The sequence below is a fragment of the Roseburia amylophila genome (assembly GCF_025567465.1).
Classification (GTDB): domain Bacteria; phylum Bacillota; class Clostridia; order Lachnospirales; family Lachnospiraceae; genus Roseburia_C; species Roseburia_C amylophila.
The window spans coordinates 22,772-39,209 of sequence record NZ_JAOQKI010000010.1; the positions used below are offsets into that span (position 1 = coordinate 22,772).

Sequence of the window (16,438 nt, forward strand, 5' to 3'; positions counted from 1 at the left end):
GGAGCAATTATGGACAAGCAACGGTATATGATTTCAGATGCTGCAGCACTTGTAAATGTAGAATCCCATGTACTTAGATACTGGGAAGAAGAGTTAGAACTTACGGTACCCCGCAACGAAATGGGACACCGTTATTATACAAAAGAAAACATTGAGCAATTCATGAAGATAAAAGAATGGAAAGAGCAGGGTTATCAGTTAAAGGCAATCAAGCTTTTAATACATAATGGCGGCAGGGAAGATGCACCGGAGCTATTAGCGGCAACAGCAGCATCGGAGCCGGCAAAGCAGACTCTTTCCACGGAGGTAGAGGACAACACAAGGCGGATGGAGCAGTTCCAGCATATGATGGCACAGATTGTAAAAGGTGCGATTGCAGAAAACAATCATGCACTGGGAAAAGAAGTCAGCGAACTGGTGCGGGATTATGTATTAAAAGAAATGAATTATCTGATGAGGGAACAGGATGAGGCGGAGGAAGAACGCTATAAGAAACTGGACGAGCTGATTCGTCAGAGCCTGAAGGCAAAGGGAAAGAAAGAGAAGAAGCTGTTTCATAAGAAACAGGAATGGAAACCAAATGAAGCATAGCCTCACAAATGAGGGCATAACTACGAGAAACACGCTTTGCGAGTTTCTCGCATAAAAAAAGAAGCTGTGTGGCGAAACCAACAGCTTCTTTTGAATTAAGTACGAAAATTATTCCTGGCTGATAGCTCCTGTAGGGCAAGCACCTGCACAAGTTCCACACTCGATGCAAGTATCAGCAGCGATTTCGTATTTTCCATCTCCTGCAGAGATAGCTCCAACTGGGCATTCACCTTCGCAAGTACCGCAGCTTACACATGAATCAGAAATTACATATGCCATTTTATCGTCCTCCTTTAAAAATAATAAACAATGTATAGGCTAGAATTCTAGCTTGCAATTATTTTAATACAAAAAATTATGATTTACAATACCTCTTCCTCATGTACTAAAGAAAAAGCAATCGTGTATATAATTACGGACAAAAGGGAAAACTAATTGCATATTTTATCGGGAGGGATTATAATAACACCATTGACAACAAGAAGGAGGAAAAGAATATGGCACAGGTAACCGGAGATACCATGATTGGTGAATTACTTCAGATTGACGAGAACATTGCACCGATTCTTTTAAATATTGGAATGCACTGCTTAGGATGCCCATCCTCTCAGATGGAGACAATTGAACAGGCAGCAATGGTTCATGGAATCGAGCCACAGTCTTTAGTTGATGAAATCAATGATTTCCTTGCAAAAGACGGCAAGTAAGAAATAGAGACAAATAAAAGACCAGAACAGTCCGATAATCGAATGCCGTAAGGCTTGAAGATATCGTGTGTTCTGGTCTTTTTATCTTTTTTAAATTTCCGCCAGTACCTGCAGTGCCTGCTCTTTAATCAGAGGCAGGAAATGCTCATCGAAGTAAGCCTGCGAAGCACGGCTGTATTTCTCAGTGGAAGCGTATTCCGATAAGATGTTGCAGACCTTATTGAAATCTTCCGGAGAATGGTGTCCCTTGTGCAGTACCAGATAAAAGGCACTCTTATTCGGATTCTTGTAAAGGAAATTCCGGTCGTTATAAAAGCCATTTAAAATACGGGCAAGATTGCTGATTTTCTCTAAGCTGTCGAAGACGAACAGCCGGGTAATATCTACCACCGGTTCTACGACAGGCTTCGGAGCAGGAGTGGCAGCCTTCTTGACAGGAGCTTCTGCCGGGGCAGCAGCCTTCACTGACTTGGCAAGTTCGCTCTTCTGCTTCTCCTGAAGCTGTTTGAAGAAGCCTAAAATATCATCGGCTCCGGCTGCAGGAGTGTTCTTTGCATCTGCAAAATCCGGATATTCATTTTCGTCCGGCTCTGAAAATTTGGAAAACCGGGTGTCTAACTCTTCCGGGTATTCTACCTTGGTAATAATAAGCAATACTGTATCTTGTGTCAGGGGAACGGCTTCTATCATAAGAGGCATATCCTCGGCTTCAAATCCAAATTCATAATTCGCCTGCTGCATCATGTCACGAAACAGGGACTTTGCTTTCTCCGTGCCATATGCTAACTCACTCAGCTTCAGATGGCGGTCATCTAAGTCTGCTCTGGTAAGTGTGCAGCGAATCTGGTTGTCATTCACTTTTTCAATTTTCATAAAAATCACTTCCTTATCTATAGAAAATTGTATGAAGTTTACGCCTATATTATAATGGAATGAAAAATACTTGTAAACCGGTAAAAAATATTAAAGTTTTCTAAAAAGTCTAAAAAAACAGATTTTCTATTGCAAAGCATAATTGCTTTGTGCTATAAACTATTCCAAGAGATGCGTTCCGGTTCCTTTGAAAGAAGGAAGGGGCGGAACATATAGAAACACAAATTTTGTTTGACAGATACGAGCTGTTGTCGGAGTTAGGAAGCGGCGCAGCAGGAAAGGTGTATCTTGCCAGACATCTGAAGTTGGAGACATATCGTGCAATAAAGTGTATTTCAAAGACACGTTCTATGCCGTCTTCAATTCTTTCTGAAGCGAACATTCTCGCTAAGTTACGACATCCCGGAATTCCAATTGTATATGATATAGAGGAAGATGAAGCCTTTTATTATATCATTGAGGAATATGTTGAAGGGGAATCGTTAGAGAAGTTGCTTTGGAATACGTCAGTTTCCCAGGAGTATATGATACAGATTGGCATACAGCTTTGCGGAATCGTTTCATTCCTGCACAGCCAGAAACCATTTCCGGTATTACATCAGGATTTAAAACCGTCACACATTATAGTATGTGGTAATCAGGTAAAATTAATCGATTTTGGAATTGCATCATATATTACCAGTCGTGGAAAAAATTATCAGAACTATGGAACAAAAGGTTTTGCGGCACCGGAGCAGTACGGGGAATATGAACTGCATACAGTAAGCGATATTTATGCAATCGGGGCTATTTTTTCACTTTATATTAAGAAGCATTCCCACAAAAGCAGCCCGGCATTCCGGCATATCGCACAAAAAGCCACAAGAAAAAATCCAAACAAGCGTTACAAAAGCGCCGGGGAATTACAACAGGCACTGACCCGTGCGTTAAAGCAGAAGGGGAATCGGAAAGAGCATCTCTTAAAAAGCATATCTGTTGTGGGGGCAGAATCCGGAGTCGGAACCACCCATATAGCCATTGCACTGACTTCATTTTTTAATGCGGGGGGCGCAAATGCCCTGTATCGGGAAATTCGGTCCGAAAAGAGGGAAAAGATAAGTAATGTGGTGGAACAAATTGGGCGGAGCCGTGAGGCAGAGTGCGAAGAAGATATCGTCATCTGCCGGAATTTCCGGGGAAGTGAGTCAATTGGCAGCGGGGAAGACACACTCATTTTCGATTATGGAGCTGCAGTGGAAGAAGCCTGCATGGAAGAGGCTGAGATTACAGTACTCGTAGTGAATCTGTCTTTGTGGAAGCGGGAGGCTTCCATGAAAGCCTGGCAAACGTTACGTTGTGTACCAAATCTTAAAATTATCTGTAATCACAGTAGCCCCATGGAGGCGAGAGAATTTGCAGCTTTCATCGGAAGAGAAGTGTACTGTTATCCGAGGGACACAATGCCATTTGATGGTGGCAGAGAAAAGGAAGCATTCTTCACACAAATGCTTTCGAAAGAAGGGAGAAGATAACAAACCATGGAAGAAAGAAAAAGTATCGGAATATTTGGTGTGCAGCAGGGCGTGGGTGTGACGCATCTGTGCACTGCGCTGACCCATTACTGTGCGGACTGCCTGAAAAGTCACACGGCATTGGTGGAATTAAGTGGAAATCACGAATTGGAAGAACTGCAGAAACAGCAGCAGGGTAAATGGGGGCGGCCGGACAGAAAACACTATTTTGCAAATGCGGGAAGTGATAATATGCCGGAATATATCCGACAGGGCTATGAATATTACATCATAGACGGCGGAAGTGAGTTTTACAGGATTCGTCGGGAATTCTTGCGCTGTGACCGGAAGCTGATTCTGGTTTCCTTAAGTCCATGGAAACGAAAGGAATTAGAGTATTTTATGTCCGTCATATGGGAAGAGGAAAAGTGTTTGGATAACGTGACGTTTCTGGCACAGTTTGGGATGAAAAAAGATAAAAAAGATTTTCAGAAACAATACCGCATACCAATCCATACCCTTCCTTTTATGGAGGACCCGCTTCATTTAAAAGAAGCAGAGCGCCTGTTTTTAAAAACTTTAGTTTAACATATCACGAACGCTTATCCTTTTGGAAAAGGAAAGTAGAAAGCAGGCATGTAAATTTAACAGAAACCAAAAACAAAAAAGATGAATAAATAGAAATATATGCTTTTGATGTGAGAAGGTTACCCTGAATGCTTACTCACACCGCTGCAGAATGCAGCACAATGTAAAGAAAAAGAAAGGTAAGAGGCACAGACAAAAATTATAGTCTGTGCCTCTTTTTACGCGGAAAACTCGCAAAGCGTGTTTCCAGGTGGTTTTTACTTGAAATTTTCCCATCAATGACGTATGCTTATGGCAAAGAAAACAAAAATGGAAAACCATAAGAAAATAGAACAGTAAAGTACAGGAGGACGCAGGCTTGGAGAGAACGCAGCGAACGAACAGACCGACAAATGGAAATAGAAATAGAAACAGAAACCGGAACCGCAGACGGAACAGAAAAAACACGAAATTAGCACCGGTTATTGTGGTAATCGTATTGATATTACTGGTGCTGCTGATTGCCGTAGGAACGAAAATTATTCAGAAATATATTCCGAGTAAAGAGCATCAGGATATGACAGAATATTATCATTTACAGGCGGATGATGATATTTCGCTGGTAGTGGATCATGAAGTGTTAGAAACACCGGGTAAATATATAGACGGCGAAGTATATGTGGATTATGAAACGGTACATGACCGCTTCAATGACCGTTTTTACTGGGATGCCAATGAAAATGTATTGCTTTATACACTGCCGGATAATCTCGTTACCGTGGCAGCAGGCAGCAATACTTATCAGGTAGGGAAGGAAAATCAGAGTGCAGATTATACAATTGTCCGGAATGACAGCAATACCATGTATCTTGCACTTGATTTCGTAGAGCAGTATACCAATATTACCCACGAAGTATATGAAGACCCGAATCGTACCGTAATCAATACCGTGTGGGGGGATGTGGATACAGCACCGGCGAAGAAGGCAACACAGCTTCGTTTAAAGGGCGGTATCAAGAGTCCGATCGTGAAAGATTTAGAAAAAGGTGAGACCCTGACAATTTTGGATGCAGGTGACAGCTGGACAAAAGCCATGACAGAAGATGGTGTTATCGGATACCTTAAGAATAAATTCGTAGGAAAAGTAACCACGGAAACCTTGAACAATGATTTTACAGAGCCGGAATTTACCCATATTTCCAAGGACTTTACCATAGAAATGGCATGGCATCAGGTGACAACAAAGGATGCCAACAGCACCATTGCAACGGTATTGCAGAATACCAAAGGAATCAATGTAATCGCACCGACCTGGTTCTACTTAAATGATAATAACGGTAACATTGCAAACCTTGCATCGCTGGATTATGTAAACTACTGCCATCAGAATAATATTGAGGTCTGGGGACTGGTAAGCAATCTTGAAAATAAAGAAGTGGACACAGCTGCTGTTCTGACCCATACCTCTACCAGACAGTATCTGGTCAATCAGATTATTTCAGCAGCAATCCAGTACGATTTGGATGGAATCAATCTGGATTTTGAATCCTTAAACAGTGAAGCAGTGGGAGACAGCTATATCCAGTTTATCCGCGAACTTTCCTTAAAATGTGCAAACAACGGCGTGGTATTATCCGTGGACAACTATGTGCCGAGTGCTTATACCGCATTTTATGACCGGGAAGAACAGGCAAATTTTGCTGATTATGTAGTGATTATGGGATATGATGAGCATTATGCTGGTTCAGATGAAGGATCTGTTGCATCCATTGGATTTGTAACCAACGGAGTAGCCGATACCTTAAAGGAAGTACCTGCAGACCAGATCATTCTGGGATGTCCGTTCTATACAAGAATATGGGCAGAGACACCAAAGGCAGATGATGAAGAAGATACAACAGCTGCAGCAGCAGAGGATTATGTACCATATGATTTGACCAGCGAAGCTGTTGGTATGGATACGGTACAGAAACGTCTGGAATTAAATGGAGCAACGCCGACCTGGTCGGAAGAAGATGGGCAGAATTACGCAGAATATGTAAATGATGGGGTTACCTATAAAGTCTGGATAGAAGACGCAGCTTCCCTTGAGAAGAAGTTAGAAGTCATGAAGTCAAATAAACTTGCGGGAATATCTTTCTGGAAGCTTGGCTTTGAGACAGACAGCATCTGGGATACCATTATAAAATATACAAATAACTAAAGTGTAAAACCGCAAAGGAGAGGCCCATGAAAAAGTTGTTATGGATATTTCCGAAGAAATTGCGAAGTTTAAAGTAGATTAACAGATAAAACAGGATAATTGAGCCGGCACTTTCATATTTATTATAAAGAAAAGAATTAGGAAGTGTGGTTTGAAAAAAAGAATGGAATTATATATGGCAGTTCTTCTACTGGTGGCAGTATGCCTGTTATCAAAAGAAGGAGCAGTGCTGGTAAGCAGCATGCGGGCGGCAGAAGAAAAGCCATGTATCGTTGTGGACGCAGGCCATGGCGGTGATGACCCGGGCAAAATCGGGATTCACGGCGAACTGGAAAAGGACATTAACCTTGCCATTGCAAAGAAGGTAAAAGCCCGTCTGGAAAAAGAAAATATAACAGTGATTCTGACCCGGGAGACAGACGAAAGTCTTGATAAAGGGGAGAGCGGCAGCAAAAAGGTGGCAGATATGCGTAACCGCTGCCGGCTGATTGATGAGGCGAAGCCGTTATTTACCATAAGTGTCCATCAGAACAGTTATACGGAAGAGTCCATAAGCGGAGCCCAGTGCTTCTATTTTGGACAGTCCGAGGAGGGCAGAAAAATTGCCGGGATTATGCAGGAAAGCCTGCGGTCGCATCTGGATACGGAAAATAAGCGGGAAGCAAAAGCCAATGAGAGTTATTATCTCCTGAAAAAAACGGCATATCCTACGGTAATCGTAGAATGCGGCTTCTTAAGTAATTCCGAGGAGGCCGCGAAATTATCTACCGGGGAATATCAGGAGGCAGTGGCAGAGGCCATTGCGGATGGAATTCTAGACTGTCTGGGCAATGAAACAGTAGATACGGAAGAAGCCGGCTTGAGTAATGAGACTGCAGATACAGAAAAACAGAAAACGAAACAGCATTGAAATGCATCAGAAATAAAGAAAGATTACAAAAAAGATTCCAGCCATAATGGTCTGGAATCTTTTGCTTTCTTATATTTTCCGGGTTTAGCCCATCACAGAAAAATGATAGAGTGTCTTGGAACGGAAATTCTCGCCTGCTTTTAAAACAACAGAAGGGAAATGTTCGATATTAATTGCATTTGGATAATGCTGTGTCTCTAAACATACTGCGGAATATGGCGGATAATCTTTGCCATCAATTCCTTTCTGATGAAGGGTATAGCAAGGAACATAGAGCTGCACACCCGGCTGGTCGGTAAAGCAGGTCAATCGAATGCCGCTTTCCTTAGACTGTAAAACAGCTGCCTCTCTTAAGCCGTCGCCATTGATTACAAAGTTGTGGTCGTAAGTGCCGCCTAATTTTAACTGGGCATTGTCACAGTGAATGCCGTCACCGATTTTTTTCATCTCACGGAAATCAAATGGACTTCCTTCTACAGAGAGAAATGCGCCGGTAGGACACTGCGTATCATCCAGTTCTGTAATTGCATCTGCATCAATGCGTAATTCCTGATCTAATACAGTACCGTTTCCTTCACCATTCAGATTGAAGTAACCGTGGCTGGTTACAGAGAATACGGTATCCTGATCACAGGATGCCTCATAAACAATAGATAATTCATTGTCCTCAGACCATCCATAAGTAACGGAAACTGTAAGATTGCCCGGATATCCTTCTTCCCCATCCGGAGAAATGCGGGTAAATGTAACTTTATCGTCTGTAACTTTTCCGGTCCATACACGCTGGGCAAATCCCGTAGGACCACCATGCAGGTGGTTTGGCCCATTATTAATGGCAAGATTGTATTCTTTATCATTTAAGGTAAAGTGCCCTTTGGCGATACGGTTGGCGCATCGACCGACAACAGCTCCCAGGCTGGCATCATCAGCAAGATACTCATCGGCATTCATTAAGCCTAAAATTACATCGGTCAGTTTTCCCTCTTTATTCGGAACCATAATCTTAATAATACGGCATCCATAATCCGAAAGTGTAACGGAAGCGCCGGATGCATTTTCAATAGTATAAAGGGAAATCGGCTGATTATCTTTGGTCATGCCAAATTCGTTTTTTGTAATTTTCATCTGGAAACTCCTTTCCATAATATTCTAGTGAACATACTGATTATGCCACACTTAGGTCTACATAGCAAGTAGGAAGTGCGGTTTTCGGGTGATTTCGATTTTCGACGAAAATGGATTTTGAAAACAATTCCAGTTCTTGAACACATAAAGGGAACGTGATATAATAGGCGTTATGAAAACAGAAGTGATAAAAATAGATCAGAATAATATGGATACAGAAGCACTGGAACGTGCAGCCGCAATTATCCGGGATGGCGGGCTGGTGGCATTTCCAACTGAGACGGTATATGGACTGGGCGCAGATGCACTGAGTGCAGAGGCATCGAAGAAAATTTATGCGGCAAAGGGAAGACCATCTGATAATCCTTTGATTGTTCATGTGGCAGAATTTTCAGACATGGAGAAAATCGCACAGGAGATGCCGGAAGAAGCAAAGAAACTTGCAGATGCATTCTGGCCGGGGCCGCTGACCATGATTGTGCGCAAGAATGATAAGGTTCCATATGAAACTACAGGGGGGATGGATACGGTGGCAGTCCGCATGCCAAATCACCCGGTTGCACTGGAACTGATCAGGAGAAGCGGTGGATATATTGCAGCACCGAGTGCCAATACATCCGGTAAACCGAGTCCGACTCTGGCAGAGCATGTAGCATTTGATATGGATGGCAGAATTCCGATGATACTGGATGGGGGTCCTGTGGGAATTGGAATTGAATCCACGATTGTTGATCTGACAGAAGACATACCAATGATTTTAAGACCGGGCTATATTACACCGAAAATGTTAGAAAAGGTAATCGGGGAAGTGAAAATGGATCCTGGAATTATTGCTTCGGATTCGCTGCAGAAGCCGAAAGCACCGGGAATGAAATATAAGCATTATGCACCGAAAGCAGATTTGATTCTGGTAGACGGAGAAGAAGAGAAGGTAGTAGCAAAGATTAATGCTTTGGCAAAGGAAGCGGTTCTACTGGGGAAGAAGGTAGGAATCATCGGAACAGACGAAACGATAGACCGTTATCCGGAAGGCGAAGTGGTAAGTATTGGTGCACGCAGTGATGAGGATGCAATTGCAAAGCATTTGTATAAACTGTTGCGGGACTTTGATGAGAAAGAAGTAGATATTATTTACTCTGAGAGTTTTGCAACTCCGCGTATTGGGCAGGCAATTATGAATCGTCTGCTGAAGGCTGCAGGACATCAGGTGATTACAGTTTAGAGGAGGTTTTTATGAAGCCATACAATCGCATTGTATTCGTGGCGGAAAGCGGAACATGCAGGGCACCCATGGCGGCCGGTATTTTTCGGGAATATTCCCTGAATCATCCGGTAGAAGTGTTGGTGAGAGGCCTTGTGGTATTATTCCCGGAACCACTGAATCAGAAGGCAGAAGCTGTTATGATAAGCAATGGCATTAACTTGGAAGGTTTTATGTCAAGCCAGATTACAGCAGGGGATTTTGGCGAAGATACATTGGTGCTTACAATGGAAGCACAGCAGAGACAGAAATTATTGGAAATGTTTCCAGAGGCGAAGGAAGAAAATGTCCAGGTACTGACAGAGTTAGTAGGGGATGAACTGGAAATCCTAGACCCTTACGGCGGCACACTTCAGTCATACGGGCTTTGCTTTGAGACCATGAATAAGAGTATAAAAAAATTAGTAAAATTATTAAACGAAGGAGAATGATATGTCAAAAGTATTTGTAATGGATCATCCACTGATTCAGCATAAAATCGGCTGGATAAGAAGAAAAGAAACGGGTTCTAAGGAGTTCCGTACATTAATCAGCGAAATCGCTATGTTAATGTGCTACGAGGCAACCAGGGATTTGAAACTTACCGATATCGAAATTGAGACTCCAATCTGCAAGACAACTGTAAAAGAGTTAAAAGGAAAGAAACTGGCAGTAGTACCAATCCTGCGTGCAGGTCTTGGAATGGTAGACGGAATGCTTGCAATGATTCCTGCAGCAAAAGTCGGACACATCGGACTTTACCGTGACCCACAGACATTAAAACCGGTAGAATATTACTGCAAGCTTCCAGAGGATTGCGATGAGCGTGAAGTATTTGTTGTAGACCCGATGCTGGCAACCGGTGGTTCTTCTATAGCAGCTATCCAGATGTTAAAAGACAGAGGTGTAAAGAATATCCGGTTTATGTGCATCATTGCAGCACCGGAAGGTGTAAAGGCAATGCAGGAAGCACATCCGGACGTAGACATTTATATCGGAGCATTAGATAAGAAATTGAATGAGCACTGCTATATCGTACCAGGACTTGGTGATGCAGGAGACAGAATATTCGGAACAAAATAAGTTCGAAGATATATGAAATGTGAAGGGTTCTTAAGTTGAAAGGCTTGAGAACCTTTTTTACATTACTGTCTGGCGCAGTCCACATCCTTCACTTTGAATACGGCATAAAGCCTGCAAGGGACACTAAGAATTTCGAAAAAGATACAGTCTATTCCGGCAACCGGTGCAAATTCACATCCATGTTCATCTGCACCTCACCGGCACATCCCTGTGCCGGTGTTGCCTAGAAACAGACGAAATTCCAAGTGCCCCTAACAGCCTTTATCATGTATCCCAAGTGAAGGAAGCGGGCTTCGCCCATCAAGTGGCAATCAAATATTCTATTGAGCCAAATACACCGTTAAGAAACTCATCAGGCTTCCTGACAAGCTTACTGTTTATCTGCTTATCGAAAAACGAGTCCATCGCTTCTTTGAATTTAAGAACTGTGTCATTTCCATGAAAATCTCACAGAAACCGTATAAAACCATAAAAAAATATGGTAAAATAGCAACAGAAAAATAGCAGCATAATGATAATAAAATGCGAAGCAGAAATAATGAAAAGTGAAATAAAAGAAAATGTAAAAAACCGCAGCAAGGAGGAAATAAAATGAGCCAGAAACGGGAAGACTATATTAGTTGGGATGAATATTTTATGGGCGTGGCAATGTTATCCGGAATGCGCTCCAAGGACCCGAATACACAGGTGGGAGCCTGCATTGTCAGTGAGGATAACAAGATTCTTTCCATGGGATACAACGGACTGCCGAAGGGCTGCTCCGATGATGAATTTCCATGGGTAAGAGAAGGTGCACCGCTTGAGAATAAATACTTTTATACGACACACAGCGAACTGAATGCCATCTTAAATTACCGGGGTGGTTCATTGGAGGGAGCGAAAATGTATGTGTCCCTGTTCCCTTGTAATGAGTGCGCCAAGGCAATCATTCAGGCTGGAATCAAGACTATCGTATATGACAGTGACAAGTACCAGAATACACCGGCAGTTATTGCTTCCAAACGGATGTTAGATGCGGCAGGCGTGCGCTACTATCAGTACACCCACACCAACCGGGAAATAAATATTACCCTGTAACGACTGGAGAAATAACGAACAATGGCAGAGGTTTACAACCAATTGAACAAATGACGAAGGTGCGGGAAAAACCCGCTGGTAATATTTGTTAAAATTATGTAAAATTGTAAAATCATAAAGCTGATTTATAGACATTTTTCATAAAATATTTATAGACAATTTCCTCAAAAATGATATAATGAGCGTAAGCGAGTCATCGTGCTGACACGTTTTGCAGAGCGTTTCACGAAAATGTAAGGGAAGGAGCTATTCATGAAGAACAGAAATAAAGTGTATGATTCCTTGATTTTAATCATGCAGTTCGGTATCAACATGATAGTTCCTATTTTTTTATGTGTTGGACTCGGGGTTTTTATTTACCGAAGATACGGGCATCCGTGGCTGGTGATTCTGCTTTTTTTCCTTGGGGCGGCAGCGGGATTCCAGAATTGCTACCGGATGGCACAGAGGCTTTGGCAGAAAAAAGACACGGGAAAGGTTAAATCAGATGTTAAAAAGGATAAATGATGCATTACCGGAATTGATTCTGGGAATCCTTATATACGAAATTGTGGTGGAATTTACCGGTATCTGGTTTGTAAAGGACAAATTGGGATATTCCAACGGCCTTCTGATTGGAGCAGCAACCGCAATCGGAATGGCAATCCATATGGCAGTGGTTCTGCGGGACAGTATGGATATGGCAGAATCCGGAAGGACAAGACGGATTGCATTGCAGTATGTGCTGCGGTATCTCGTAGTTGTAGCAGTCTTTTTTGCTACGGCATACTTTGAAATAGGCAATGTGATTGTAGCATTTGTGGGAGTAATGGGATTGAAGGTTGGAGCTTACGTTCAACCCTTTACACATAAAGTAATTTTAAAACTTTTAGGGAGAGGTGATGAATCTTCTTAGGGTGAAGAAAAATATAATATAAGGAGGTGAAAGCGTGGATAACGGAATTTTAGCAGCGGGTGCCCAGGATATAGATTTTATGATTCATGGACTGTTTTCCTATAAGATTTTCGGACATGAGGTATGGATTACTACTTCTCATGTATGTATTCTGATAATCATGCTGATACTGATTGCCTTTTCGTTTATTGTAAAGCATAAGATGAAAGCGGCAACGGAGGTACCGGGCGGATTTCAGAATGTAGTAGAACTTATGGTGGAAAAATTAGATGGCGTGGTTGACGGTGTCATGGGGAAAAATGCACCGAAGCTGGTGAATTACATCAGCACCATTTTTATCTTTATTCTCATGAGTAATATATCTGGATTATTCGGGCTAAGACCGCCTACCGCAGATTATGGAACGACACTGGCGTTGGGACTTATCACCTTTTCGCTTATCCATATCTGTCAGATAAAGTACCAGAAACCAAAGAAAATCTGGGAAGATATGTGTTCGCCGTTACCACCATGGCTGCCACTGTGGCTGCCAATCAATATCATCAGCGAGATTGCCGTGCCGATTTCCCTGTCACTTCGTTTGTTTGCAAACGTATTATCAGGAACCGTAATGATGGCATTGGTCTATGGACTGTTGTCCAAGATTGCAATTGTCTGGCCGGCAGCGCTTCATGTGTACTTTGATTTGTTCTCAGGAGCAATTCAGACGTATGTATTCTGTATGTTGACTATGACATATGTGAACCAGCAGATGGAAACAGAATAGAACAGTATAAGGAGGATTTATAATTATGAACATTACAGGACAGGATTTAATTTTAGCATGCTCAGCAATTGGTGCAGGACTTGCAGTTATCGCAGGTATCGGACCTGGTATTGGACAGGGTATTGCAGCAGGACACGCAGCAGCAGCTGTAGGCCGTAACCCGGGAGCAAAAGGAGATATTATGTCAACCATGCTTCTTGGACAGGCAGTAGCAGAGACTACCGGTCTTTATGGTCTGTTGATTGCAATGCTTCTGCTTTTCGTAAAACCACTGGTATAAAGTGCGAAGGAATGATTACGAAAAGAAAGGAGGCACAGCAGGAAGAAAATGACCAGATTATTTAATCTTGATTTTCAGTTATTGCATGATACCATCCTTATGGCGATATCCGTTTTCGTATTGTTTACCGTAATGTCTTATAACCTTTTCGAGCCGGTTCGTAAGATGTTAAAGGGACGTCAGGAGAAGATAAAGACGGAACTGGAATCTGCGGCAAGCGATCAGGCAGAGGCAGCAGAATTAAGACAGCAGTATGAAGAGAAGCTTAAGAACGTCGATAAAGAGGCGGAGGTTATCTTAAGTGAAGCCAGAACCAAAGCCCTGCACAATGAGAACCGCATCATTGGCGAGGCAAAGGAAGAGGCTGCGCGGATTATCCGGCGTGCCAATGAAGAGGCAGAACTGGAGAAAAAACGCGTGATGGATGAGATGAAACAGGAAATGATAGAAATTGCATCTATGATGGCAGGCAAAGTGGTAGCCGCATCCATTGATACAACAATACAGGATGCCCTCGTGGAAGAAACCTTGAAAGAGATGGGTGATACAACATGGCAAAGTTAGTTTCCAAAACATACGCAGATGCATTGTTTGAACTCGCCGTGGAAAAGGGATGTGAAGATGCCTGGTTAGAAGATGCGAAAGCACTTCTTGAGATTCTCCATGAGAATGAGGAACTGGCAAAATTGATGAATCATCCACAGATTGTAAAAGAAGAGAAGCTTCAGATTATTGAAAACATATTCAAGGGAAAGACCGCGGACGAGATCGTGGGATTGATGTGCCAGCTGATAGAAAAAGACCACTTTAAAGATATGGAAAGCGTATTTGCATGCTTTGTGGATTCCGTAAAAGAATATAAAAATATCGGAACGGCATATGTCATTTCTGCGATGGAGCTGTCAATGCAGCAGAAAGATGAAATCGTAAAGAAACTATTAGAAACCACACATTATGTAGAAATTGAAATGAATTATGAGGTGGATGCATCACTCATTGGAGGCATGGTCATCCGCATAAAAGACAGGGTAGTGGACAGCAGTATCAAAACCAGGCTGCAGAAGCTAACCAGTGAATTATCCAAAATACAGTTGAAAGTAGGTGAAACCGCTTCATGAAATTGAAACCAGAAGAAATCAGTTCCGTTATCAAAGAGCAGATCGAGCGGTATGCATCCCAGTTGGAAGTGGCAGACGTAGGAACTGTCATTCAGGTGGCAGATGGAATTGCACGAATTCACGGCCTTGAAAATGCAATGCAGGGAGAACTTTTGGAATTCCCGGGCGAAGTATATGGAATGGTGCTGAACTTAGAGGAAGATAATGTAGGTGCGGTTCTGTTAGGAGATAAGCGTTCCATCAACGAAGGTGATACCGTAAAGACCACCGGACGTGTAGTAGAGGTTCCGGTCGGAGATGCATTACTGGGACGAGTAGTAAATGCGCTGGGTCAGCCGATTGATGGAAAAGGACCGATTGAGACGGAGAAATACCGCCAGATTGAACGTGTGGCATCCGGTGTTATTTCCAGAAAATCCGTAGATACACCATTACAGACCGGTATTAAGGCAATCGATTCCATGGTGCCGATTGGACGTGGACAGCGTGAGCTTATCATCGGAGATAAGCAGACCGGTAAGACGGCAATTGCAATTGATACCATCATTAACCAGAAGGGACAGGGCGTAAAATGTATTTACGTTGCCATCGGTCAGAAAGCATCTACCGTAGCATCCCTGGTAAAAACATTAGAAGAATTCGGTGCATTAAGCTATACCACAGTTGTTGTATCAACAGCAAGTGAGCTGGCACCATTACAGTATATTGCACCGTATGCAGGATGTGCAATTGGTGAAGAGTGGATGGAGAACGGAGAGGATGTATTAATCGTTTATGACGATTTGAGTAAACATGCTGCTGCATACCGTACCCTTTCCTTGCTGCTTAAGAGACCACCAGGACGTGAGGCTTATCCGGGAGACGTATTCTATCTGCATTCCAGATTATTAGAGCGTGCAGCAAGACTTTCCGATGCTTTGGGTGGAGGTTCCCTGACTGCACTGCCGATTATCGAGACACAGGCAGGAGACGTATCCGCATACATTCCGACCAACGTAATTTCCATTACAGACGGTCAGATTTATCTGGAAACAGATATGTTTAACGCTGGTTTCCGTCCGGCAATCAATGCAGGACTTTCCGTATCCCGGGTTGGTGGAGCTGCGCAGATTAAGGCAATCAAGAAGATTGCAGCACCAATCCGAGTAGAGCTGGCACAGTATCGTGAGCTGGCAGCATTTGCACAGTTTGGTTCTGAGCTGGATGCTGATACCAAAGAGAAATTAGCACAGGGCGAAAGAATCCGTGAAATGTTGAAACAGCCACAGTATCAGCCGATGCCGGTGGAAAAACAGGTAGCAATTATTTATGCTGCAACCAAGAAATATTTACTGGATATTCCGGTGGATGAGATTCTGGCATTTGAAAAAGCATTGTTAGAACTGATTGATACCAAGTATCCGGAGATTTTCGAATCCATTCGTGAAACAAAACAGTTAGACGAAGAAACAGAGCAGAAATTAATTACAGCAATTGAAGCATGTAAGAAAGATTTCAAATAGGCATGTAATAT

At 42.7% G+C, this 16,438-nt stretch carries 20 protein-coding genes; 17 read left to right on the plus strand and 3 right to left on the minus strand.

Annotation, left to right across the window (positions count from 1 at the left end; translation table 11 throughout):
• The first annotated feature begins 9 nt into the window (after positions 1-9).
• Complete coding sequence (locus OCV43_RS08060; protein WP_022242563.1) at positions 10-591, plus strand: MerR family transcriptional regulator; 582 nt, start codon at positions 10-12, stop codon at positions 589-591.
• Positions 592-699: 108 nt separating this feature from the next.
• Here the strand turns inward: OCV43_RS08060 and OCV43_RS08065 are convergent, their stop codons facing one another.
• On the minus strand, positions 700-870 hold the full coding sequence (locus tag OCV43_RS08065) for a DUF362 domain-containing protein (protein WP_022242564.1): 171 nt from the start codon (positions 868-870) through the stop codon (positions 700-702).
• A 218-nt stretch (positions 871-1,088) separates the two neighbouring features.
• On the opposite strand from OCV43_RS08065, the gene OCV43_RS08070 reads away from it, so the two are divergent.
• Positions 1,089-1,298: a DUF1858 domain-containing protein gene (locus OCV43_RS08070; protein ID WP_022242565.1), complete on the plus strand. Its 210-nt coding sequence runs from the start codon at positions 1,089-1,091 to the stop codon at positions 1,296-1,298.
• A gap of 90 nt (positions 1,299-1,388) precedes the next feature.
• On the opposite strand, the gene OCV43_RS08075 is transcribed toward OCV43_RS08070, so the two are convergent.
• On the minus strand, positions 1,389-2,171 hold the full coding sequence (locus tag OCV43_RS08075; RefSeq protein ID WP_118057758.1) for an adaptor protein MecA: 783 nt from the start codon (positions 2,169-2,171) through the stop codon (positions 1,389-1,391).
• A gap of 227 nt (positions 2,172-2,398) precedes the next feature.
• On the opposite strand from OCV43_RS08075, the gene OCV43_RS08080 reads away from it, so the two are divergent.
• From OCV43_RS08080 to OCV43_RS08095, 4 genes are all read left to right on the plus strand, one after another.
• Entirely contained in the window at positions 2,399-3,682 is a 1,284-nt protein-coding gene (locus OCV43_RS08080) for a serine/threonine protein kinase (protein WP_227710476.1), read from the plus strand.
• A gap of 6 nt (positions 3,683-3,688) precedes the next feature.
• Complete coding sequence (locus OCV43_RS08085) at positions 3,689-4,249, plus strand: hypothetical protein (RefSeq protein ID WP_117698869.1); 561 nt, start codon at positions 3,689-3,691, stop codon at positions 4,247-4,249.
• Positions 4,250-4,607: 358 nt separating this feature from the next.
• Entirely contained in the window at positions 4,608-6,431 is a 1,824-nt protein-coding gene (locus tag OCV43_RS08090; protein WP_262623815.1) for a glycosyl hydrolase family 18 protein, read from the plus strand.
• 151 nt (positions 6,432-6,582) lie between these two features.
• A complete protein-coding gene (locus OCV43_RS08095) occupies positions 6,583-7,341 on the plus strand; it encodes an N-acetylmuramoyl-L-alanine amidase (protein ID WP_262623816.1) in 759 nt (252 codons plus the stop codon).
• Positions 7,342-7,425: 84 nt separating this feature from the next.
• On the opposite strand, the gene OCV43_RS08100 is transcribed toward OCV43_RS08095, so the two are convergent.
• A complete protein-coding gene (locus OCV43_RS08100) occupies positions 7,426-8,466 on the minus strand; it encodes an aldose epimerase family protein (protein ID WP_022242832.1) in 1,041 nt (346 codons plus the stop codon).
• A gap of 172 nt (positions 8,467-8,638) precedes the next feature.
• Here OCV43_RS08100 and OCV43_RS08105 point away from each other — a divergent pair, with 172 nt between their 5' ends.
• From OCV43_RS08105 to atpA, 11 genes are all read left to right on the plus strand, one after another.
• Entirely contained in the window at positions 8,639-9,688 is a 1,050-nt protein-coding gene (locus tag OCV43_RS08105) for an L-threonylcarbamoyladenylate synthase (protein WP_117841860.1), read from the plus strand.
• A gap of 11 nt (positions 9,689-9,699) precedes the next feature.
• Positions 9,700-10,158, plus strand: coding sequence for an arsenate reductase/protein-tyrosine-phosphatase family protein (locus OCV43_RS08110; protein WP_022242834.1), 459 nt, complete (start codon positions 9,700-9,702; stop codon positions 10,156-10,158).
• A 1-nt stretch (position 10,159) separates the two neighbouring features.
• A complete protein-coding gene (gene upp, locus OCV43_RS08115) occupies positions 10,160-10,789 on the plus strand; it encodes a uracil phosphoribosyltransferase (protein WP_022242835.1) in 630 nt (209 codons plus the stop codon).
• A 591-nt stretch (positions 10,790-11,380) separates the two neighbouring features.
• Positions 11,381-11,866, plus strand: coding sequence for a deoxycytidylate deaminase (locus OCV43_RS08120; RefSeq protein ID WP_022242836.1), 486 nt, complete (start codon positions 11,381-11,383; stop codon positions 11,864-11,866).
• Positions 11,867-12,160: 294 nt separating this feature from the next.
• A complete protein-coding gene (locus OCV43_RS14010) occupies positions 12,161-12,373 on the plus strand; it encodes an AtpZ/AtpI family protein (RefSeq protein ID WP_262623840.1) in 213 nt (70 codons plus the stop codon).
• Positions 12,354-12,761, plus strand: a complete 408-nt coding sequence (locus OCV43_RS08130) for a hypothetical protein (protein ID WP_022242838.1) — start codon at positions 12,354-12,356, stop codon at positions 12,759-12,761. Before OCV43_RS14010 ends, OCV43_RS08130 begins: the two co-directional genes overlap by 20 nt.
• 79 nt (positions 12,762-12,840) lie before the next feature.
• Positions 12,841-13,527 carry a F0F1 ATP synthase subunit A gene (gene atpB, locus OCV43_RS08135; protein WP_117698891.1) on the plus strand — a complete coding sequence of 229 codons (687 nt, stop codon included), beginning with the start codon at positions 12,841-12,843 and terminating at the stop codon, positions 13,525-13,527.
• Positions 13,528-13,552: 25 nt separating this feature from the next.
• A complete protein-coding gene (atpE, locus tag OCV43_RS08140) occupies positions 13,553-13,807 on the plus strand; it encodes an ATP synthase F0 subunit C (protein ID WP_007890533.1) in 255 nt (84 codons plus the stop codon).
• A 48-nt stretch (positions 13,808-13,855) separates the two neighbouring features.
• Positions 13,856-14,371, plus strand: coding sequence for a F0F1 ATP synthase subunit B (gene atpF, locus OCV43_RS08145; protein ID WP_227710471.1), 516 nt, complete (start codon positions 13,856-13,858; stop codon positions 14,369-14,371).
• The gene (atpH, locus tag OCV43_RS08150; RefSeq protein ID WP_022242841.1) at positions 14,359-14,925 is read left to right on the plus strand and encodes an ATP synthase F1 subunit delta; all 567 of its coding nucleotides are present in this window, start codon (positions 14,359-14,361) and stop codon (positions 14,923-14,925) included. The genes atpF and atpH overlap by 13 nt, the downstream gene beginning before the upstream one ends.
• Positions 14,922-16,427 (plus strand): F0F1 ATP synthase subunit alpha, encoded by a 1,506-nt coding sequence (gene atpA / locus OCV43_RS08155; protein WP_022242842.1) that lies wholly within the window; start codon positions 14,922-14,924, stop codon positions 16,425-16,427. The genes atpH and atpA overlap by 4 nt, the downstream gene beginning before the upstream one ends.
• The last annotated feature ends 11 nt before the right edge of the window (positions 16,428-16,438 follow it).

Coding starts and splice junctions, on each gene's coding strand:
- OCV43_RS08060 (WP_022242563.1), top strand. CDS start 10: ATGGACAAGCAACGGTATATGATTTCAGATGCTGCAGCACTTGTAAAT.
- OCV43_RS08065 (WP_022242564.1), bottom strand. CDS start 870: ATGGCATATGTAATTTCTGATTCATGTGTAAGCTGCGGTACTTGCGAA.
- OCV43_RS08070 (WP_022242565.1), top strand. CDS start 1,089: ATGGCACAGGTAACCGGAGATACCATGATTGGTGAATTACTTCAGATT.
- OCV43_RS08075 (WP_118057758.1), bottom strand. CDS start 2,171: ATGAAAATTGAAAAAGTGAATGACAACCAGATTCGCTGCACACTTACC.
- OCV43_RS08085 (WP_117698869.1), top strand. CDS start 3,689: ATGGAAGAAAGAAAAAGTATCGGAATATTTGGTGTGCAGCAGGGCGTG.
- OCV43_RS08100 (WP_022242832.1), bottom strand. CDS start 8,466: ATGAAAATTACAAAAAACGAATTTGGCATGACCAAAGATAATCAGCCG.
- OCV43_RS08105 (WP_117841860.1), top strand. CDS start 8,639: ATGAAAACAGAAGTGATAAAAATAGATCAGAATAATATGGATACAGAA.
- OCV43_RS08110 (WP_022242834.1), top strand. CDS start 9,700: ATGAAGCCATACAATCGCATTGTATTCGTGGCGGAAAGCGGAACATGC.
- upp (WP_022242835.1), top strand. CDS start 10,160: ATGTCAAAAGTATTTGTAATGGATCATCCACTGATTCAGCATAAAATC.
- OCV43_RS08120 (WP_022242836.1), top strand. CDS start 11,381: ATGAGCCAGAAACGGGAAGACTATATTAGTTGGGATGAATATTTTATG.
- OCV43_RS14010 (WP_262623840.1), top strand. CDS start 12,161: ATGCAGTTCGGTATCAACATGATAGTTCCTATTTTTTTATGTGTTGGA.
- OCV43_RS08130 (WP_022242838.1), top strand. CDS start 12,354: ATGTTAAAAAGGATAAATGATGCATTACCGGAATTGATTCTGGGAATC.
- atpB (WP_117698891.1), top strand. CDS start 12,841: ATGATTCATGGACTGTTTTCCTATAAGATTTTCGGACATGAGGTATGG.
- atpE (WP_007890533.1), top strand. CDS start 13,553: ATGAACATTACAGGACAGGATTTAATTTTAGCATGCTCAGCAATTGGT.
- atpF (WP_227710471.1), top strand. CDS start 13,856: ATGACCAGATTATTTAATCTTGATTTTCAGTTATTGCATGATACCATC.
- atpH (WP_022242841.1), top strand. CDS start 14,359: ATGGCAAAGTTAGTTTCCAAAACATACGCAGATGCATTGTTTGAACTC.
- atpA (WP_022242842.1), top strand. CDS start 14,922: ATGAAATTGAAACCAGAAGAAATCAGTTCCGTTATCAAAGAGCAGATC.